General features: G+C 70.8%; 17 protein-coding genes and 1 tRNA gene. 8 read left to right on the top strand and 10 right to left on the bottom strand.

From position 1 onward, the window contains the following. Window positions 1–35: 35 nt before the first annotated feature. Window positions 36–1,091 carry a phosphotransferase gene (locus tag B9O00_RS16445; protein WP_085123783.1) on the bottom strand — a complete coding sequence of 352 codons (1,056 nt, stop codon included), beginning with the start codon at window positions 1,089–1,091 and terminating at the stop codon, window positions 36–38. A gap of 99 nt (window positions 1,092–1,190) precedes the next feature. On the opposite strand from B9O00_RS16445, the gene B9O00_RS16440 reads away from it, so the two are divergent. After that, a complete protein-coding gene (locus tag B9O00_RS16440; protein WP_235017145.1) occupies window positions 1,191–1,847 on the top strand; it encodes a TIGR04283 family arsenosugar biosynthesis glycosyltransferase in 657 nt (218 codons plus the stop codon). Between the two features lie 10 nt (window positions 1,848–1,857). After that, window positions 1,858–2,502, top strand: coding sequence for a TIGR04282 family arsenosugar biosynthesis glycosyltransferase (locus tag B9O00_RS16435; RefSeq protein WP_085123781.1), 645 nt, complete (start codon window positions 1,858–1,860; stop codon window positions 2,500–2,502). Here B9O00_RS16435 and moaB read toward each other — a convergent pair. The 3 genes from moaB to B9O00_RS16420 form a co-directional block, all read right to left on the bottom strand. Further along, on the bottom strand, window positions 2,474–3,019 hold the full coding sequence (gene moaB, locus B9O00_RS16430; protein WP_085123780.1) for a molybdenum cofactor biosynthesis protein B: 546 nt from the start codon (window positions 3,017–3,019) through the stop codon (window positions 2,474–2,476). The two genes, B9O00_RS16435 and moaB, sit on opposite strands and share 29 nt — an antisense overlap. 123 nt (window positions 3,020–3,142) lie before the next feature. Beyond that, window positions 3,143–4,948, bottom strand: coding sequence for a lytic transglycosylase domain-containing protein (locus B9O00_RS34145; protein ID WP_085123779.1), 1,806 nt, complete (start codon window positions 4,946–4,948; stop codon window positions 3,143–3,145). Between the two features lie 195 nt (window positions 4,949–5,143). After that, entirely contained in the window at window positions 5,144–6,061 is a 918-nt protein-coding gene (locus B9O00_RS16420) for a uracil-DNA glycosylase (protein WP_085123778.1), read from the bottom strand. A 194-nt stretch (window positions 6,062–6,255) separates the two neighbouring features. Here B9O00_RS16420 and B9O00_RS16415 point away from each other — a divergent pair, with 194 nt between their 5' ends. The 4 genes from B9O00_RS16415 (at window position 6,256) to B9O00_RS16400 (ending at window position 10,933) form a co-directional block, all read left to right on the top strand. Beyond that, window positions 6,256–7,908 (top strand): electron transfer flavoprotein-ubiquinone oxidoreductase, encoded by a 1,653-nt coding sequence (locus B9O00_RS16415; protein ID WP_085123777.1) that lies wholly within the window; start codon window positions 6,256–6,258, stop codon window positions 7,906–7,908. 182 nt (window positions 7,909–8,090) lie between these two features. Next, window positions 8,091–9,848, top strand: a complete 1,758-nt coding sequence (locus tag B9O00_RS16410; protein ID WP_159460237.1) for a tetratricopeptide repeat protein — start codon at window positions 8,091–8,093, stop codon at window positions 9,846–9,848. Between the two features lie 61 nt (window positions 9,849–9,909). Continuing rightward, a complete protein-coding gene (locus tag B9O00_RS16405; protein ID WP_085123775.1) occupies window positions 9,910–10,794 on the top strand; it encodes a 4-(cytidine 5'-diphospho)-2-C-methyl-D-erythritol kinase in 885 nt (294 codons plus the stop codon). A gap of 65 nt (window positions 10,795–10,859) precedes the next feature. Beyond that, window positions 10,860–10,933, top strand: a tRNA-Gln gene (locus B9O00_RS16400). A gap of 142 nt (window positions 10,934–11,075) precedes the next feature. Here the strand turns inward: B9O00_RS16400 and B9O00_RS16395 are convergent. Beyond that, the gene (locus B9O00_RS16395) at window positions 11,076–11,261 is read right to left on the bottom strand and encodes a hypothetical protein (RefSeq protein ID WP_085123774.1); all 186 of its coding nucleotides are present in this window, start codon (window positions 11,259–11,261) and stop codon (window positions 11,076–11,078) included. Window positions 11,262–11,572: 311 nt separating this feature from the next. Between B9O00_RS16395 and B9O00_RS32525 the strand changes: the two genes are divergently transcribed. Both B9O00_RS32525 and B9O00_RS16390 read left to right on the top strand, forming a co-directional pair. Beyond that, on the top strand, window positions 11,573–12,355 hold the full coding sequence (locus B9O00_RS32525) for a HipA family kinase (protein WP_143596256.1): 783 nt from the start codon (window positions 11,573–11,575) through the stop codon (window positions 12,353–12,355). Next, window positions 12,352–13,206: a DUF3037 domain-containing protein gene (locus B9O00_RS16390; protein WP_085123773.1), complete on the top strand. Its 855-nt coding sequence runs from the start codon at window positions 12,352–12,354 to the stop codon at window positions 13,204–13,206. The genes B9O00_RS32525 and B9O00_RS16390 overlap by 4 nt, the downstream gene beginning before the upstream one ends. 462 nt (window positions 13,207–13,668) lie before the next feature. On the opposite strand, the gene B9O00_RS16385 is transcribed toward B9O00_RS16390, so the two are convergent. From B9O00_RS16385 to B9O00_RS16365, 5 genes are read right to left on the bottom strand one after another with little or no spacing between them, the layout of a single operon-like run. After that, window positions 13,669–14,718 carry an alpha/beta fold hydrolase gene (locus B9O00_RS16385; protein ID WP_085123772.1) on the bottom strand — a complete coding sequence of 350 codons (1,050 nt, stop codon included), beginning with the start codon at window positions 14,716–14,718 and terminating at the stop codon, window positions 13,669–13,671. After that, window positions 14,711–15,832, bottom strand: coding sequence for an alcohol dehydrogenase catalytic domain-containing protein (locus B9O00_RS16380; protein WP_085123771.1), 1,122 nt, complete (start codon window positions 15,830–15,832; stop codon window positions 14,711–14,713). Before B9O00_RS16380 ends, B9O00_RS16385 begins: the two co-directional genes overlap by 8 nt. Further along, entirely contained in the window at window positions 15,832–17,151 is a 1,320-nt protein-coding gene (locus tag B9O00_RS16375; protein WP_085123770.1) for a TRAP transporter large permease, read from the bottom strand. The genes B9O00_RS16380 and B9O00_RS16375 overlap by 1 nt, the downstream gene beginning before the upstream one ends. After that, window positions 17,148–17,654 carry a TRAP transporter small permease subunit gene (locus B9O00_RS16370; RefSeq protein WP_085123769.1) on the bottom strand — a complete coding sequence of 169 codons (507 nt, stop codon included), beginning with the start codon at window positions 17,652–17,654 and terminating at the stop codon, window positions 17,148–17,150. The genes B9O00_RS16375 and B9O00_RS16370 overlap by 4 nt, the downstream gene beginning before the upstream one ends. 60 nt (window positions 17,655–17,714) lie before the next feature. Next, window positions 17,715–18,764 (bottom strand): TRAP transporter substrate-binding protein, encoded by a 1,050-nt coding sequence (locus B9O00_RS16365; protein ID WP_085123768.1) that lies wholly within the window; start codon window positions 18,762–18,764, stop codon window positions 17,715–17,717. Between the last annotated feature and the right edge of the window lie 59 nt (window positions 18,765–18,823).

Below are 18,823 nucleotides of genomic sequence, written 5' to 3'. Positions count from 1 at the left end.
GATGCTAGCGCCGGGACGGGAACAAAACAAGAATATCAGAGGAGCTGGCCGAGCGCCGCCGCCTCCCGTCCCATGGCCTCGACGGTCGCCGGCCTCAGGTACTCGGCGACCCGTCCGGCGACGTGGGCGATCAGCGCTTCGTCGCTCCGGCCGGCAGCCCAGTCGCGGCCGGCGGAGGCGGCGAGATCCCGCCGCTCGCGGCGGTGCTCGACCGACCAGAGCACGCACCAGGTCAGCGCCCGCAGGGCCAGGATCCGGCGCAGCGGCAGCAGCCAGGGGCGCAGCGACCCGGCCGCCTCCGGGCCGGCCGCCTCCAGGTAGCGCTGGTAGAAGCCGGCGACCTCCTCGACCGTCAGCTCGGCACGGCTCTCCAGGTCCCAGGTCGTCGAGGTGAAGACCGTGGCGTGGGCGAGGTCGATGGCCGGCGCGCCGTAGAGCGCCTTCTCCAGGTCGACGATCACGGCGCGGCCATCGGGGCGGACCAGGAAGTTGCCGGGGTGGGTGTCGGTCAGCACCAGGCGGCGCGGCTGCGCGTGGCCCGCGGCCTCGGCGGCGAAGGCCTCGGCCCAGGCGAGCTCGGCGCGCAGAAGCCGGGCGGTCTCGAGATCGAGGTCCTCGGCGCGCCCGAGATAGCCGGCCTGGAAGCGGATCTCGGCGAGGGCGCCGGCGACCGGGTCCTCGTGGTCCTCGAGCGGCGGCCGTTTGTCGGCCGGCGGCAGGCCGAGGGCATGGACCGCGGCCAGGGCCTCGGCCAGGGCCGGCAGGTCCGACGGCAGCACGGCCGGGCGGCCCGCGATCTCCTCGACGGCCAGCGCGCCCATCGGCAGGCCCGGCCCCGGCGCGATCACGCCGTCGAGCCGCGGGCCGTGGCCGCTCGCCGCGACCCGCTCGAAGCAGGCGGCCTGGTAGGCCAGGTTGTCGGCGGCGGCGTAGCCGAACTGGCTCTGCTTCGGTATGCGCAGCAGCAGGCCGCTGCCGGGCAGGCGGACGTGGTCGTGGGCCAGGCCCTTGTCGGTCAGCGGCGCCAGCGGCCGGCCGCCGTAGCGCGGCTCGCCGGCCAGGGCCTCGGCGAGGCGGTCGAGGTCGAGCATCCCGCCCCTGGTAGCACGGCCGGCCGGCGGGCGTGATATCAAGAGGCCGTCATGGCCGCGCCCCACCTCCCACCCAGTCTCCTACCCCGCCTCTCCCTCGTGATTCCCACGCTCGACGCCGCGGCGGACCTGCCGGCGACCCTGGAGTCGCTGGCGGCCTGGCCGGAGGCCGAGCGGATCGTCGTCGACGGCGGCTCGGCGGACGGCACGGCTGCGCTGGCCGAAGCCGCCGGCTGCCGGGTCCTGGCCGGCCCGCGCGGCCGGGGGCGGCAGCTCGCCGCCGGTGCGGCGGCGGCGGGCGGCGACTGGCTGCTGTTCCTGCACGCCGACACGCGCCTCTCGCCGGGCTGGCCGCAGGCGGCCGGGGCCTTCCTCGCCGATCCCCGCAGCCGGGACCGGGCCGGCTGGTTCCGGCTCCGGCTCGACAGCCCGGCAGCGGCGGCGCGCCGGGTCGAGCGCCTGGCGAACTGGCGGGCCCGGCGCCTCGGCCTGCCCTACGGCGACCAGGGCCTGCTGATCGGCCGGGCGCTCTACGAGTCGCTCGGCGGCCATCCGCCGCTGCCGCTGATGGAGGACGTCGCCCTGGCCCGCCGGCTCGGCCGCCGGCGCCTGGTGCCGCTCGGGGCCGAGGCGCTGACCTCGGCGGCCCGCTACGAGCGGGACGGCTGGTGGCGTCGGCCGGCGCGCAACCTCTGCCTGCTGGCCCTCTATTTCGCCGGCGTCGCCCCGGAGCGCCTGGCGCGGCTCTACGGGTGAGGTTCAGGGGATGAAGCGCCATCTCGTGGTCATGGCGCGGGCGCCGCGCCGGGGCGTCGGCAAGCGGCGGCTCGCCGCCGGCGCCGGCGAGGCCGCCGCCTGGCGCTTCCAGCGCTTCGTCTCGCTCGCCGTGCTGCAGCGCCTGGCCCGCGACCGCCGCTGGACGACCTGGCTGGCGGTCACGCCAGACCGCCTGGCGAGCCGTCGGCGCTTCGGGCCGCGCCTGCCGGCCGGCGTCCGGATCGTGCCGCAGGGGCCGGGCGGCCTGGGCGCCCGCATGGGCCGGCTGCTGCGCCGCCCGCCGGCGGGCCCGGTGGTGCTGGTCGGCCTCGACATCCCGGCGCTCGGGCCGCTGCAGGTGGCCGCGGCCTTCCGCGCGCTCGGCCGCACGCCCTGGGTCTTCGGCCCCGCCGCCGACGGCGGCTACTGGCTGGTCGGCACCCGGCGTCGGCCGCGCCTGCGGCTGCCCTTCGCGGGGGTGCGCTGGAGCACGGGCCACGCCCTGGCCGACACGCTCTCGCGACTCGACGGGGCGGCCGCGCTGCTGGCGGACCTCGCCGACGTCGACGAGGCGGCCGATCTGGCCATGATGGCCCCCGAGGCGCCGTTGGCCTCGCGGCGGCGCCTCAGCCCGCCGCCTTCAGGTGCTCCTTGAGGCGCGGCATCAGCTCGACCAGGTTGCAGGGCCGGTGCCGGCTGTCGAGCTGCCAGCGCAGGATCTCCTGCCAGCCGTCCTTGCAGGCGCCGGGCGAGCCGGGCAGGGCGAAGAGGTAGGTGCCGCCGGCGACGCCGCCGAGCGCGCGCGACTGGATCGTCGAGGTGCCGATCTTCTGGTAGGAGATCCAGCGGAACAGCTCGCCGAAGCCCTCGATCTGCTTCTCCAGCACGGCCTCGAAGGCCTCCGGCGTGACGTCGCGGCCGGTGATGCCGGTGCCGCCGGTCGAGATCACCACGTCGATCGCCGGGTCGGCGACGCAGTCCCTGAGGAAGGCCTCGATGGCCGGCACCTCGTCGCGCACGATGGCGCGCCTGACGACCCGGTGGCCGTCCTCGCCGATCATCCGCTCCAGGCTGTCGCCCGAGGTGTCGGTCTCCGCGCTCCGGCTGTCGGAGACCGTCAGCACGGCGATGTTGACCGGCAGGAAGGGCTTCGTCTCGTCGATGCGCGCCATGGTCCGCTCCCGAATCGTGTCGGCCCAGGATCGCAGCGATCCGCGGGCCGGCACTTGATCTCCGTCAAGAAACGGGCGGATCGGATCGCCCGCCGCCGTCCAGAGGTAGGCGGCGGGAGCGGCCTAGTCCAGGGAGGCCGAGTCCAGGTAGTCGTAGCGGCTGTGCGAATCGAGCGACTCGTAGCGCGGCCAGTCGCCCTGGGCGAGGGCCTTCAGCGAGGGCGCCGGCTGGCCGAGCCGCTTGCGGTACATCCAGAGGTTGGTCAGCACGCGCTCGATGAACAGCCGGGTCTCGCGGCTCGGCAGGGCCTCGATGAACAGCAGCGGGTCCTGAGCCGGATAGCCGACGTCCTCGAGCCGCTTCTGCCAGCGCCTGAGGTTGCCCGGCCCGCCGTTGTAGGCAGCGGCCAGCTTGAACAGGTCCTCGCCGGCGTCGGTGTCCTGCATCAGCCGCTGCACGTAGCGCTGCGCCAGCTCCATGTTGAAGCCGGGATTGAAGAGCCGCTGCTCCTTGCCCCTCGGCAGCTCGCCGTCCTGCGCGACGTAGTGCGCCGTCGAGGGCAGCAGCTGCATCAGGCCCATCGCGCCCTGGCCGCTCTCGGCCTCGGCGTTGAAGCCCGACTCCTGGCGCATCAGGGCGTAGAGCAGCGCCCGGTCGACCTGGAAGCCGCTCTCCGGCTCCCAGGGCGGCAGCGGGAACAGCATGGCGTCGGCGACCTCGGGACGGATCTCCAGGGAGTCGTCGTGGGTCAGCCGGTTGGCGAGCCGCATGGTGAAGGACGGCAGCTGCGCCCGCTCGGCCAGGATCAGCAGCGCCTCGGCATGCTCCGGCTGGTCCCAGCCGCCGGCGCGCACCAGCTCCTGCTGGGCCAGCTCGCTCTCGCCGACCTGGATCAGCGCGGCGGCGCGCGCGAGGCGCGGCTCGTGCAGCAGGTGGGCATAGGCCTTGGCGTCGACGCGGGTCGGGCCGTCGTCGTCGATCAGGCCCAGCGCCTGGCGCGCCAGCTGGCCGTAGAAGGTGCGGCGCTCCTGGGCGGCCTGGACGAGCAGCACCGAGACCATGCCCGGGTTGCCGAGCTTGAGCTCGGCGCGCGCCGCCCAGTAGGCGCCGGCGGCGCGGTCCCAGCTCAGCGCGCGCTCGGAGTCGGCGACCGCCCGGAAGTGCCTGGCCGCGGCCTCCAGCTTGCCGTTGACCCAGGCCGACAGGCCGGCGGTCCAGTGTGCCTTCGGCAGGTAGTCGCCGGAGCGCTTGGTCGCCGCCGCGGCCAGGCGATAGGCCTGCCGGGCATTGCCGTAGTGGAACCAGCCGTTGGCGACCTCGGCGAGGCCCTGGTCGATCTCGACCCGGTCCAGCAGCCGTTTGGCCTCGCCGCCGCGCAGCAGCTCCTCGGCGGCGCTCAGGCGGGAGTGGCGGACCTCCTGGCGGACCTGCGTCTTCAGGCGGTCGACCAGATGGACCTGGGCGCTGCTGCGCTGGCGGTCGGAGTGGTAGACGTAGACCGGCTCGCCGAGGCTGGCGAGGTGCGCCTTGCGCACCTTCTCCGGCTTACGCGGCGGCGTCGCGCCGGCCGGCATGCGCTTCAGGGCCAGGGCGTAGACGCGGTCGGCGCCCGGCTGGTCGGCGTAGACCGCCATCCAGCTCTTCAGCTCCTTGAAGCTGGAGTGGTAGGCGGTCGGATGCATGTAGCGCTGATAGAGCACGTGGCCCATCAGGCGCCGGTCGGTCAGCCGCGCGATCAGCCGGTCGGCGGTCTTCCAGTCGCCGATCTCCTGGACGCGGAAGATCTCGCGGTAGAGCCGCTCGTCCTGCGCCGAGATGACTCGCGGCAGGCCGTTCGGCTCGCTCGGCGCGAACTGCGGAATCGCCGCGGTCTCCGGGCCCTGCCGGTCGATGATCTGGGCCGACGCCGGCGCGAGGCCGGCCGCCACGACAAGCGCAAACGCACAGACCCCGCTGCGCGCGGTGCGCAAAAAAATTCTCTCAGCCGGGGAAGTCACCTTGCCCCCTCTGCTCTGTCCGCCTCCATAACCCCGGCAAGATTTTAGATCGAAAGCGGTGCTTCGTCAGCAATTTGGTAAGGATTTATGAAATCCCGTCGGGATTCAGGTGTTTATAACGAGTTCTTAAGATCTCAAGGGATCGAAATCGCCCCGATTAACCATTCTCAGTGCCAAAAAGTCACGCCAGGCCAGACGCTTCTGGGCCGGCTGGCGCAGCAGGTAGGCGGGGTGCAGCGTAGCCAATGCGGGTATCGGCGCGGGCAGTCCCTCGTGTGAGTAGGCGAACCACTGGCCGCGCACCCGGGTGATGCCGCGCGGATCGGCGAGCAGCGCCTTGGTCGAGACGCCGCCGAGCAGCAGGATGACGCGCGGGTCGACCAGCTCGATGTGGCGCTCGACGAAGGGCAGGCAGAGCTGGACCTCGGCCGGCTCGGGCGTGCGGTTGCCGGGCGGCCGCCAGAACAGCACGTTGGTGATGTAGACCGAGTCGCGCCCGAAGCCGGCGGCGGCCAGCATCAGGTCCAGCAGCCGGCCGGCGGCGCCGACGAAGGGCTGGCCCTGGATGTCCTCGTCGCGGCCCGGCGCCTCGCCGATCAGCATGACCCGGTTCGCGGGATCGCCGCGGAAGATCACCGTGCGGCTGGCGGTCTTCTTCAGCGGGCAGCCCTCGAAGGCCTCGATCGCCCGGTAGAGCGCCGGCAGGTCGGCGGCCGCCGAGGCCGCCGCCCGCGCCTCGGCGAGCGCCTGGTCGAGCGACGTCGGCACCCTGGCCTCGGGTGTCCAGACCGCCGGCGCCTCGGCGCGCGGCGGCGCCGGCCGGGTCCGGGGCGCCTGCGCGGGTGCCGCCGCGGCGGGCTGCGACTCGGGTCGATTCGACTCGGGCCCGTACGACCCGACCTGGGGCGACTCGACCTGGCGCGGCTCGGCCCGGCGCGACTCGAGGAAGCGGTCGAGCGGCTGCGAGCCGACCGCCTCGTCGGCGCCGGCCTCGACCAGCCAGCGCAGCGCGGCCTCCAGGTCCTCGCGTCTCGGCTCCGCCACGGAAAAGAGTCCCTTTGCGACCGGCCGATGCCGTCCCGACGCAAGTCGGGCGATGCGAAACCGGCTGTTTTTGCGCCCGGCAGGACGCTTCGCTATACCCTTACGCCGACGCGAGGCAGAGACAAGCCCGACGGCCGCCGGGGGAAGCGGCGGGCCGCGGCAGGGACACCGTTTCGACTCCTGGGAGGGCCGGTATGGAACGCGAGTACATGGAATACGACGTGGTCATCGTCGGCGCCGGCCCGGCGGGCCTGGCCGCCGCCATCCGGCTGCGCCAGCTGGCCCAGGAGAAGGGCCAGGAGGTCACGGTCTGCGTCGTCGAGAAGGGCTCGGAGGTCGGTGCCCACATCCTCTCCGGCGCGGTGCTGGAGCCGCGCGCGCTCAACGAGCTGATCCCGGACTGGAAGGACAAGGGCGCGCCGCTCAACACGCCGGTCGGCAAGGAGCGCTTCCTGCTGCTCAACGAGACGGGTGCCACCGAGGTGCCGCTCTGGCTGCTGCCGCCGCAGACCCACAACGCGGGCAACTACATCGTCTCGCTCGGCAACGTCTGCCGCTGGCTGGCCGAGCAGGCCGAGGCCCTGGGCGCGGAGATCTACCCGGGCTTCGCCGCCGCCGAGGTGCTCTACGACGAGACGGGCGCGGTCGCCGGCGTCGCGACCGGCGACATGGGCATCGCCCGGGACGGCGAGCACAAGGCGAGCTACACGCCGGGCATGGAGCTGCGCGCCAAGTACACCTTCTTCGCCGAGGGCTGCCGCGGCTCGCTGACCAAGGGCCTGGAGCAGAAGTTCGGCCTGCGCGAAGGCGCCGACCCGCAGACCTACGGCCTCGGCGTCAAGGAGCTCTGGGAGCTCGACCCGGCCAAGCACCAGCAGGGCCTGGTGCTGCACACCGCCGGCTGGCCGATGGACGACAGGACCTGGGGCGGCTCCTTCGTCTACCACCTGGAGGACAACCTGGCCTATGTCGGCTACGTCGTCGGCCTGGACTACGCCAACCCGCACCTCTCGCCCTTCGAGGAGTTCCAGCGCTTCAAGCAGCATCCGGCGATCCGGCCGATGCTCGAGGGCGGCAAGCGGGTCGCCTACGGCGCGCGCGCGCTCAACGAGGGCGGCTGGCAGTCGGTGCCGAAGCTGGCCTTCCCCGGCGGCTGCCTGATCGGCTGCTCGGCGGGCTTCCTCAACGTGCCCAAGATCAAGGGCAGCCACACCGCCATGAAGACCGGCATGCTGGCCGCCGAGGCGGCCTACGCGGCGCTGGCCGGCGGCGACGAGGGCCACGGCACGCTGGAGGCCTACCCCGAGGCCTACCGCGGGTCCTGGGTCCACGAGGAGCTCTACCTCGCGCGCAACCTGCGGCCGGCGGCGGCGCGCTTCGGCATGCGGCTCGGCATGGCGATCGGCGGCTTCGACCTGAAGATCCTGGGCGGCCGGGCGCCCTGGACCTTCCACCATCGCCACGCCGACCACGAGTGCCTGAAGCCGGCGGCCGAGATGCCCAAGATCGCCTACCCGAAGCCGGACGGCGTGATCTCCTTCGACCGCCTGTCGAGCGTGTTCCTGTCGGGCACCAACCACGAGGAGGACCAGCCGGTCCACCTCAGGCTCAAGGATCCCTCGATCCCGATCGACTACAACCTGCCGACCTACGACGAGCCGGCGCAGCGCTACTGCCCGGCCGGGGTCTACGAGGTCGTGCGCGACGAGGACGGCGGCAACCCGCGGTTCCAGATCAACGCGCAGAACTGCGTGCACTGCAAGACCTGCGACATCAAGGACCCCCGGCAGAACATCAATTGGACCGTGCCGGAGGGCGGCGGCGGCCCCAACTACCCGAACATGTGAGCCGGCCGGGACACTTTCCCGGCCGGGCCGGGCGGCCGGCGCCGCCGCGGGCGTTGTTCCGGGCGGCGCGGCTTGGCATGATCGCCCTTCGACCGGCGCGTCGCGCGCCCGGGCGGGTGTGGTCGGGTGTGGTCGACCTGGCACCGCCGACGAGCTTCGAAGCCCTTGGACGGGAGCTGAGATTGATCCCACTTCGTTTCCTGGCGCGCAGGTCCCTGGCGCCGGCCTCCTGGCGGGGCCCCCTGGCGACGGTCCTGGCGACCGCCGCGCTCGGCCTGGCCCTGCAGGTCCAGCCGCTCCGCGCCGCCACCGACGCCGAGGCGCAGCCGACCGTCGCCCAGCGCTCGGCCGCCTACGGCGACTTCCTGGCCGGCGTGGTCGCCGAGCAGCGGCGCGACACCGGCGCCGCCGCCGACTTCTACCTGAAGACCCTCCGGGCCGACCCCGGCAACGACGCGCTGCTGGAGCGGACCTTCCTGCTGCTCTCGGTCGAGGGCCGCCTCGACGATGCCGTGCCGCTCGCCGAGCAGGTCGTCGAGAAGGCGCCAAAGCACCAGCTGGCGCGCTTCGTGCTGACCGTCGCGGCCCTGCGCAAGAGCGACTTCGCGGCCGCCCGCAAGCAGCTCGCCGACGTCGGCCAGCGGGGTCCGGCGCGCATCGCCGAGCCGCTGATCCAGGCCTGGCTGGCGGCCGAGGCCAAGGACAAGGCGGGCGTCGCCAAGGCGCTCGGCGACCTGACCGGGCTCGACAAGCTGACCGGGCGGCTCGCCGTCCACGAGGGCCTGATCGAGGAGAAGCTGGGCGACGCCGCCGCCGCCGACGCGGACATGAAGACCGCGGCCGGCGACACCAAGGCGACCTCCTTCTGGCTGCTGCGCGTCGTCGAGAACTACTTCCTGCGCCACGGCCAGCCGGCGGAGGCCAAGGCCGTCGCCGAGTCCTTCGCCAAGCAGAGCGACAGCGTCAGCCTGAACGCGCTGATGCAGCAGGGCCTGGAGTCGAAGACGCCGCCGGCGCCGCTGATCTCGACGACCCGGCAGGGCATCGCCACGGTGCTGTTCGACCTCGGGCAGATCCTGAGCGGCGAGGAGTCGAGCGACGCCCCGCTGTTCTACGCCCACCTGGCGCTCTGGCTGGAGCCCGGCCTCGACGAGGCGAAGGTGCTGGTCGGCGAGCTGCTGCAGCGCCAGGGCCGCTCGACCGCGGCGATCGCCGCCTACCGCCAGATCCCGGAGTCCAGCCCCTACCACTGGTCGATCGGCCTGCGCATCGCCGGCGAGCTGGAGAACCTGAAGCACGACGACGAGGCCGCGGCGCTGCTGGAGAAGCTGGCCGCCGATCGCCCCGACCGCTTCGAGCCCTACTACGAGCTCGGCAACCTCTACCGGGCCGGCGAGCAGTTCGACAAGGCGGCCCAGGCCTACGACAAGGCGGTCGAGCGGCTGGGCCGCGAGAACACGCCCTGGACGCTGTTCTACTTCCGCGGCATCGCGCTGGAGCGCACCGGCCACTGGGACCGGGCCGAGGCCGACTTCAAGAAGGCGCTCGAGCTGCAGCCGGAGCAGCCCTACGTGCTGAACTATCTGGCCTATTCCTGGATCGAGCAGGGCCGCAACCTGGACGAGGCCCAGAAGATGCTGGAGCGCGCCGTCAAGGCGAAGCCCGACGACGGCTACATCGTCGACTCGCTGGGCTGGGTCTACTACCGCCTGAAGCAGTACAAGAAGGCGGCCGAGACCCTGGAGAAGGCGATCGAGCTCAAGCCCGGGGACCCGGTGATCAACGACCACCTGGGCGACGCCTACTGGCGCAACGGCCGCAAGCGCGAGGCGCGGGTGCAGTGGCGCCGGGCGCTCAGCCTGGAGCCGGAGGCCGAGGAGATCCCGAAGATCGAGAAGAAGCTCGACCAGGGCCTGCCGGCCGATCCGCAGAACATCTAGCGTCCACCCTCCCGCCCGGGCCGCTGCCGCGGCGGGCCGTCCAGAGAGCGATCGCGCGCGCATGAGCGACACCGCCTATCCGGCGCCGGCCAAGGTCAATCTCTGGCTCGAGGTCGTCGGCAAGCGCGCCGACGGCTATCACCTGCTCGATTCGCTGGTCGTCTTCGCCGGCGTCGGCGACTGCCTCTGGGCCGAGCCGGCGGCGGACCTGAGCCTCGCGGTCGAGGGGCCCTACGCTGGCCAGGTGCCGGCCGGCGGCGGCAACCTGGTGCTGCGCGCCGCGCACCTGCTGGCCGAGGCCGCCGGCCTGGAGCCCCGGGCCCGTCTGGTGCTCGACAAGCGCCTGCCGGTCGCCGCCGGCATCGGCGGCGGCTCTTCCGACGCCGCCGCCGCCCTGCGCGCGCTCTCGGCGCTCTGGCGGCTGGAGCCGGACGAGGGCCTGCTGCTGGGCCTGGGCGCGGCGCTCGGCGCCGACGTGCCGGTCTGCCTCTACGGCCGGCCGGCCCTGATGGCCGGCATCGGCGAGGACCTGCGGCCGGCACCGGCCCTGCCCGAGGCCTGGCTGGTGCTGGTCAATCCGGGGGTCGCGCTCTCGACCGCGGCGGTCTTCCAGGCCCGCCAGTCCGGGCCGGGCGGCGGCGCCTTCAGCGCGCCGAGGCCCATCGGCCCGGCGCCGCGCGACGCCGAGGCGCTGGCCGAGCTGCTGGCCGGCCGGCGCAACGACCTGGAGGCGCCGGCACGCCGCCTCTGTCCCGAGGTCGACGCCGTGCTCGGCGCCCTGGCGACGACCGCCGGCTGCCTGCTCGGCCGCATGAGCGGCAGCGGCGCCACCTGCTTCGGACTCTACGCCACGGCCGCCGAGGCCGGCGCCGCGGCGGCCGCGATCGCCGCCGAGCAGCCGGGCTGGTGGAGCGTCGCCGCGCCGATCCTCGGCACGCCCGATTGACCCCGCCGGGCCTTGCCGCGCGCCCGGCCTCTCGCTACCTTCGCCGCCTTCCGGAGCGCGCCTGCTGGGGCGTAGCCAAGCGGTAAGGCATCGGGTTTTGGTCCCGTGATCCCAGGTTCGAATCCTGGCGCCCCAGCCAATTTAGCATACTGTTTTAAATTCAATTAGTTAGTGTCATTCGCCATGTGTTCTGCTGCGTCCACTCGTAGCACACCGGAGCGTAGATCAGACATAGCCTCGGGATGTGCTGACTGCATCTGGCGTGCGCGGCGTGGAGCCTCTTAGCAGTCGCGGTAGCGCTTCAGAGCCTGCTCAAGGGCTTCACGGATCGCGGCCGCATCGCCAGGGCTGCGCTTGTTCGGCTCGTCCTCAAGGAGATCTTCAAGCGTCAATGGTCCGATCTTTTTGAGCCTGTCGAGGAGCTTCCTCAACTCCTCGACATCGCCAGGATTGTGCGAATTTCCCATCGTCCTGTCCTTAGTTGTGGAACGCGAAAATACCGCTGCGCCGTGTCGGGGTGGTCGCCGTCGGGCGTGTTCTGAACGCGTGCAGGAAGGCAGCATCCGGCGAGCGCGGCGGCAGATGAAATACCAGCGGGTGAAGCGCCCTGAGCCGAGAGGATTGCCAATACTGGCGCTGATCGAGCATCCTGTAGTTGTGGGGGAATCCAACAGCACGCTATCCGCCATGACATGAACGAATACTACCCGCTGGCTCGCTCAGAGTTGGCGCGCAGATTGACGAGCGTTTGCGTAACGGGGGTGGGATGATTAGGCGAGTGACCGCTGACGAAGTGGTGCGGGAAGCGACCTCTGGTCGGACCGGGCCGCTCCTCATGCGCTGCGAAGCCGATACCGATCACCCGATCGAGCTGTTCTGCAAGCTGTCAGCGGGGTGCGATGAGGGCGTGAAGAACTTGGCGCGGGAGCTGATCGCCGCCTGCTTGGCCGCGGACCTGGAGCTACCCGTTCCCATACCCTATCTGGTAGCGATCCCACCCGATCTCGTCGCCGTGGTAGAAGATGCCAGGATTGCAGCAAGATTAGCCGAGAGTGTTCCGATAGGCTTTGGCTCCGCTAGGGTAGCAAACCAGTTCGCCGCATGGTCTCGCGGGGCGCGCCTCACCGAGGAGATGGTGCCGGTGGCGCTAGGCACGTTCATTTTTGACGCCGTGCTCGACAATCCAGACCGGCGGCTTTCGAATCCGAACTGCCTTGTTTCAGGCCAGAGTATCCGCCTGATTGATCACGAACTGGCATTCCAACCGCCCGGACTGCTGATCGGTTGGCGACCGCCGTGGCAGGACGGCGGAATGCGATGGCTGGATCAAGGAGACGGTCACATCTTCTGCCAGCACCTGAAGCGGCGGCAACTCGACTTCGCGCCCATCAAGGCGCTATGGTCAGCGTTGTCCGACGCTCGACTGTCCAGCTACCGTGCCGAAGTGCCCGCCGAATGGGATGAATCGGCGGCAGCAGTGGATGAGGCGCTGAGCCGGGTCCGAAACGCAAGAGACAACATAGACGGTATCATCGCTGAGGCCGAGCGGGTGCTACAATGACGACCAAGAACGCCTACAGTTACACGGTTCTACGCTACGTCCACGACGTGGTATCGGGCGAGGCGATGAACGTCGGCGTGGTGATGCACGTTGCCGCCGAAGGCTTCCTCAAGATTCACACGCGCAAGACGATTGGCCGGCTGAAGCAGGTCTTTCCTGACCTCGATCGCGAAGCGTTTGTGATGACGATGCGTGCGGTCGACAGGGGCATCTCGGCTGCTGCGAAGAACATGAGGAAAGAGCCGCTTTTCGACAGCAAGTCGGACGCACTCTCTCACGCGCTGAACGTCTTGCCGAGAGACGACAGCGCACTGCAGTGGTCGTTCGTCGGGAAGGGTCTGACCAACGATCCTCAGAAGACCTTCGACCAGCTCTACGAGCGATTTGTCTCACACTACGACCAAAAATTGGATCGACGCCGGACCGACGAAGACGTGTGGCGGCCGGTCAAGGAGAAGCTGAGCGAGCGTGGGGTAGTAGTGCCCTTCGGGCCGAAGAAGGTGATCGGCAGGCAGGATCAAATAGAGTTTAAGAAAGCTTGGAAGAATGGTTGCTGGCACGCGTATGAGCCAGTCTCTCTTGATCTAGCTGACGCAGAAGGGATCAAGGATAAGGCTCGCCGCTGGCGCGGGCATCTTTCTGCCGTGGCCGATGGCGTGAAGGAGGACATAGAACTACACTTCATACTGGGGAGGCCGCAAAATAGATCTCTGATGAAGGCGTACGAGAGCGCTAAGGAAATACTACGGGGGGCCGATTTTGCCTCTGAGGTCGTTGATGAAGATCAGCTCGATCGCCTGGTATCTTCAATCGAAGACGAGTATCGCTCTCACACGCAGGCATCTGATTAGATCGATCGGCGTCTGTGACGCCGCGGCCTGACCCGCAGCCGGGATCTCGACATCAGGTTACATGGTTGAACAACGTACTTCAGATCTCCTGTCGCTCAGCCTAGCGGTCGCAATCATCGGCACCACTCCGAGCACATTCTGATCCCGCACCCAGCCCGAGAGCTTCGCCCTGTCCCTCGTGCCTGAACTGTCATCCGCGGGCGCGCGCTACGTCGCCTCGAGATCTATTCGACCGCGACTCTCTGGAAGCCGCTCAGGACTCCGTGACGAGCAGGTCGGGGTGCTCCCCTCGATCCCGACTTGCCCGCTGGTGAGTCGCTTGGGGCCTTCAAGGGGATGCTAGAGTTCAGGAGCATGGTCCAAACGCCAAGGTTGATCGGCGTCTATGCTTAGGTTCCTGGCGCCACAGCCACTTCCGCCATTCCTTCGTCCTGCGGCAGCCCCTGGCAGAGCGGCGCGCCCTCAGGCTGCCAATAGGCGCCGGAGCGCGTCGTCGATGCAGGCGACGTCCTCGCGGCAGAGCCCGCCGGCGGCCTGGTGGCCGAGGTTCGAGGGCAGCTCGACCAGCCGGCTGCCGCGGATGTGCTCGGCGGCGAAGCGGGCCGCCTCGACCGGGTTGTAGAGGTCGAGGCGCGGCGCCAGGATCAGCGTGCGCGCCCGGATCGAGGCCAGCGCCCCGGCGGTGTCGCCATCGAAGCCCGGGGTCGTGCCGACGTCGTGACCGTCGTAGGCCCAGGACTGGTAGAGCCAGTCGTGGGCGTCGAAGCCCTGGGCCGCCTGCTGCTCGCAGCGCCCGTCGAGCCAAGCGACGACCTCCGCCAGCGAGCCGAAGCCCTCTGCGAGCGCCGCCGGCGTGCGGTTGGCCAGGAGCTGGAGCGCGCCGACCCAGGCGCGCCAGCCGTCGTCCGGGCGCCGCGCGAAGCCCCGGCCGGTCCAGGCGCGGTCGGCCAGCAGGCAGCGCCGCGTCGTCTCGTTGACCGCGACCGACCAGGGATGGGTGCGCGCCATCGGCGTCATGGCGGCGACGGCCGAGACCATCCCCGGCTCGGAGACCGCCCACTGCAGGGCCTGCATGCCGCCCATCGAGGCGCCGACCACGGCGGCCAGGCGCTCGATGCCGAGCCGCTCGCGCAGCAGGCGGGCCTGGGCCCGGACCATGTCGCGGATCGAGAAGCGCGGGAAGTCCATGCCCGGCTGGCGCCGGCTGTTGCTCGGCGAGCTCGAGAGGCCGTTGCCGATCGGATCGACCGCGACGACGAAGAAGCGCTCGGGCGACAGGGCGCGCCCGGGGCCGATCAGGAAGTCGAGCCGGTGGTGGGTCGAGCCGATCGCGGCGCAGACCAGGATGGCGTTGCCGCCGTCCGCGTCGAGCCGGCCGTGGGTGACGTAGCTCTGCCCGAAGTCGCGGATGACCTCGCCGCTCTCCAGCGCCAGGTCGCCGAGGGCGGCGAGCCGGTGCGGCGCGTCGACGAAGGCCCCCGGCGGCCGCGGATGGTCGCGCGGCTCAGCCATCGAACTCGATGACGCAGCGCACGGCCTCGCCGCGGCGCATGGCATCGAAGCCCTCGTTGATCTGCTCCAGGCGCAGCCGGTGGGTGATCAGCTCGTCGAGCTTGAGGCCGCCGTCGAGGTAGGCCTGGGCGTAGAGCGGGAAGTCGCGGCGCGGCCGGGCGCCGCCGTAGCTGGAGCGCACGAAGCGGCGCTCGCCCATCAGCGAGCCGAAGCGGAAGGAGACCGTCTCGTCGACGTTGGTCTTGCCCAGCATGACGATCTCGGCGCCCGGCCGGGCCGCCTCGAAGGCGAGGCGCATGGCCGGCTCGCGGCCGGCGCACTCGTAGACGAAGTCGGCGCCGCGGCCGCCGGTCAGGCGCCTGACCTGGGCGACCGCGTCGGACGTGCCCGGGTCGACCAGGTCGGTCGCCCCGAAGGCCGCCGCCCGCTCCAGCTTCACGGGGTCGAGGTCGACCGCGACGATGCGGCCGGCGCGCTTCAGGGCGGCTCCCTGGACGGCGTTGAGGCCGACCGCCCCGCAGCCGATCACCAGGACGTTCGAGCCCATCTCGACCGGCGCGACGTTGTGGGTCGCGCCGACCCCCGTCATGACGCCGCAGCCGATCAGGCAGGCACGGTCGAAGGGGATCGCCTCGGGCACCCGCACCGCCCCCGACTCCGGCACGACGGCGTACTGCGCGTGCGAGGAGACGACCGAGAAGTGGTGCAGCGGCGCGCCGTCGAGGGCGAGCCGGATGCCGCCGTCGAGCAGGCGCCCGCGCGGCTGGTTCTCGGTGAAGGGCTCGCAGAGGATCGGCTGGCCGCGGTCGCAGTAGAAGCAGTGGCCGCAGCTCGGGTTCCAGGAGCAGACGACGTGATCGCCCGTCGCGACCAGGGTGACCCCCGGCCCGACCGCCTCGACGACGCCCGCGCCCTCGTGGCCGAGCACGATGGGCAGGGGATAGCCGAGCGAGCCCTCGATGACCTCGAGGTCGGTGTGGCAGAGGCCGCTGGCCCGCATGCGTACCAGCACGTCGCCGTGGCGGAGCTCCGCGAGCCGCACCCGCTCGATCGAGAGCGGCGCGCCGACCCTGCGCAGCACCGCCGCCTCGAACTCCAGTCCCGCCCCGCCCATCAGCCGGCCCCCAGCACGCTCGGCAGCCACAGCGCCACTGGAGGGAAGAAGAGGACGATCGCGAGGCCGACCAGCTGCAGGAAGATGAAGGGCCAGAAGGCGCCGAAGATCTGCTGCAGGGTGATGTCCGGCGGGGCGACGCCCTTCAGGTAGAAGGCCGCCGGCCCGAAGGGCGGCGACAGGTAGGAGACCTGCATCGACATGCAGAAGAGGATGCCGAACCAGACCGGGTCCATGCCGAGGTGGGTCACGATCGGCACGAAGATCGGCATGGTCAGCAGCAGGATGCCGACCCAGTCCATGAACATGCCGAGCACGATCAGGATCAGCATCATGACCAGCACGATCGACAGCGGCGGCAGCGGCAGGTCGGTGATCAGGCTCTTCACGAAGGCCATGCCGCCGACGACGTTGTAGATGCCGATCAGCGCCGTCGCGCCGAAGGTGATCCACAGCAGCGTGCCGCAGGTCACCGTCGTCTGGCGCAGGGCGTCGCGCAGCATGGACCAGTTGAGCTCGCCGCGCACCCAGGCCGAGATGATCACCCCGACGACGCCCATGCCGGCCGCCTCGCTGACCGAGGCGATGCCGGCGTAGATCGTGCCCAGCACCATCGCCGCGACGAACAGCGGCAGCGCCACCGCCTTCAGCAGCCTCAGCTTCTCGGCCAGCGGCAGGCTCCGCTCGGCGGCCGAGGCCGGCGGGCCGAGCTCGGGCGAGATCGCGCAGCGCGCCAGGATGTAGAGCAGGTAGAGGCCGGCGAGCAGCAGGCCGGGCACGATCGTCGCCACGAAGAGGTCGCCGATCGCGACGTTGGCGGTCAGGCCGTAGAAGATCAGCACGATCGACGGCGGGATCATGGTGCCGAGCGAGCCGCCGGCGCAGATCGTGCCGATCGCGAGGTTGCGGTCGTACTTCAGGTTCAGCATCTGCGGCAGTGCCACCAGGCCGAGCAGCACGATCTCGCCGCCGATGATGCCGGTCATCGCCGCCATGATCACGGCGACGCCCAGGGTCTGCACCGCGAGACCGCCGCGCAGCGAGCCCGAGAAGACGTGCATCGCCTTGAACAGGTCCCTGGCGACGCCGCTGCGTTCCAGGATCGCGGCCATCAGGATGAACATCGGCACCGCGACCAGGACGTAGGCGTTCATGAAGCTGTAGATGCGGCTGGCGATCAGCCCGAGCGCGCCGTCGCCGAACAGCGCATAGCCGAAGCCGACGGCGACGATGCCGGTCACGAAGGCCAGCGGCACGCCGATGGCGAGCAGCAGGGCGATCGCCCCGAGCATCAGCAGGGTCAGGGTCTCGACGCTCATGACGATTCCCCCGAGGGCCGGGGGCTTCCGGCCAGGCGGCCGACCAGCTGGCGCAGGGCCTGGGCCAGCATCGCGGCGACGCCGAGCGCCAGGGCGGCTTTCTGGAAGGCCGGGATCGGCACGTCCCAGGCCTGGCCGCTGGTTTCCATGCGCGACAGGGCCGGGATCGCCTGGTGCACCGTCGCATAGAGCAGGAAGCCCAGGTAGACGACCGCGACGCCGCAGCGGATCAGGTCGAAGACGCGCCGGACCGGCGGCGTGACGGCGTCGTAGATCGAGGTGATCTCGATGTGCCGGCCCTGCTCCATCGCGTAGGCGCCGCCGAAGATGAAGCCCAGCGCCGACAGGAAGATCGCCGTCTGCGTGACCCAGATGGTGGCGGCGTTGAAGACGTAGCGCATCACCACCTCGTAGGCGGTGATCGCGACGGTGATCAGGAAGACGTAGCAGATCTGATCGCCGAGGAAGCGGCTCAGGCGATCGATCGGGTTCGGTTTGGCCATGTCCGGCTCTCCTGCGCGCAGGCGCGAGGCGGGCCCGGGGCCCGCCTCGCCGACGTCAAATCACAAGAGGCCGATCTTCTTCATGAAGGAGACCTGGCTTTCGTAGACCTTGCCGGCCATCGGCGACTTCTTCGACCAGGTCTCCCAGATGCCCTGAGCCTTCTGGCGGAAGATCCGGCGCGACTCCGGCGACCAGTCGATCAGCGTGACGCCCTCTGCGCGCATCTTCTGGGCGTCCTCCCGGTCCTGCACCGCGATGCGCTCGACCATGTCGCGCGAGAAGTCGCGGGCCGCCATCTCGACGGTCGCCTTGAGGTCGTCGGACAGGGCGTTCCACTTGTCGAGGTTGACCGCGACGTCGGCGGCCGGCATCGAGTGGACGCCGGGATAGAGCGCGTACTTGGCGATCTTCTGGTAGCCGAGGTCGGTGTTCATCGACAGGGTGCCCCAGTCGGTCGCGTCGATCACGCCGCGCTCCAGGGCCGTGTAGACCTCGCTGCCGGCCAGGGTGACGACGTTGGCGTCGAACGCCTTGAACAGCTGCGAGGCCATGCCCTCGGGCGCGCGGATCTTGACGCCCTTGAGGTCGGCCGGGCTGTTGATCGGCACCTTGGAGGGCACCGACTCGACGCCCCACCAGACCGACCCGACGAAATAGAGGCCGTACGGCTTGTAGAGCTCGCGCGCCAGCTCCAGGCCGCCGCCGTACTCGTACCAGGCTTGCATCTGCCAGGGCGCCTCGTAGCCGCCGCTGAGGTCGCCGAGCAGGGCGAAGGCCGCGTCGCGCCCGGCGAAGTAGGCGATGCCGTTGTGCTCGGCCTCGAGGATGCCGCTGCCGACCGCATCCAGCGTCTCGTTGTAGGCGACGATCGAGCCGACCGGCATCGGCGTGATCTTCACCCGGCCGGCCGTCGCGGCGTCGACGCGGTTGCAGAAGTCGGCGAAGATCGTCTGGTTGATCGAGCCCCCCTGCCAGAGCGACTCCATCTTCCATTCGTGGGTCTCGGCGGCCTTGGCGGAACGCCCCGGCATCGCCGCGAGCGCCAGTGTGCTGGCCCCGGCGGCGGCGCCGAGAAAGGCCCGGCGGCTCGGCTTGGTCTCCTTGGTCATGACTACCTCCCTTGCGATCGTGTTTCTTGTCTCGGGTCGGACGTGGCGCGCGGCCGGAG

Origin of the sequence: Tistlia consotensis USBA 355, from assembly GCF_900177295.1 — a bacterium.
Taxonomy (GTDB): Bacteria; Pseudomonadota; Alphaproteobacteria; order Kiloniellales; family DSM-21159; genus Tistlia; species Tistlia consotensis.
The sequence above is the reverse complement of the archived record's forward strand: the minus strand, read 5'-3'. Positions and strand labels throughout refer to the sequence as shown.

Coding starts and splice junctions, on each gene's coding strand:
- B9O00_RS16445 (WP_085123783.1), bottom strand. CDS start 1,091: ATGCTCGACCTCGACCGCCTCGCCGAGGCCCTGGCCGGCGAGCCGCGC.
- B9O00_RS16435 (WP_085123781.1), top strand. CDS start 1,858: ATGAAGCGCCATCTCGTGGTCATGGCGCGGGCGCCGCGCCGGGGCGTC.
- moaB (WP_085123780.1), bottom strand. CDS start 3,019: ATGGCGCGCATCGACGAGACGAAGCCCTTCCTGCCGGTCAACATCGCC.
- B9O00_RS16415 (WP_085123777.1), top strand. CDS start 6,256: ATGGAACGCGAGTACATGGAATACGACGTGGTCATCGTCGGCGCCGGC.
- B9O00_RS16405 (WP_085123775.1), top strand. CDS start 9,910: ATGAGCGACACCGCCTATCCGGCGCCGGCCAAGGTCAATCTCTGGCTC.
- B9O00_RS16395 (WP_085123774.1), bottom strand. CDS start 11,261: ATGGGAAATTCGCACAATCCTGGCGATGTCGAGGAGTTGAGGAAGCTC.
- B9O00_RS16390 (WP_085123773.1), top strand. CDS start 12,352: ATGACGACCAAGAACGCCTACAGTTACACGGTTCTACGCTACGTCCAC.
- B9O00_RS16385 (WP_085123772.1), bottom strand. CDS start 14,718: ATGGCTGAGCCGCGCGACCATCCGCGGCCGCCGGGGGCCTTCGTCGAC.
- B9O00_RS16380 (WP_085123771.1), bottom strand. CDS start 15,832: ATGGGCGGGGCGGGACTGGAGTTCGAGGCGGCGGTGCTGCGCAGGGTC.
- B9O00_RS16375 (WP_085123770.1), bottom strand. CDS start 17,151: ATGAGCGTCGAGACCCTGACCCTGCTGATGCTCGGGGCGATCGCCCTG.
- B9O00_RS16370 (WP_085123769.1), bottom strand. CDS start 17,654: ATGGCCAAACCGAACCCGATCGATCGCCTGAGCCGCTTCCTCGGCGAT.
- B9O00_RS16365 (WP_085123768.1), bottom strand. CDS start 18,764: ATGACCAAGGAGACCAAGCCGAGCCGCCGGGCCTTTCTCGGCGCCGCC.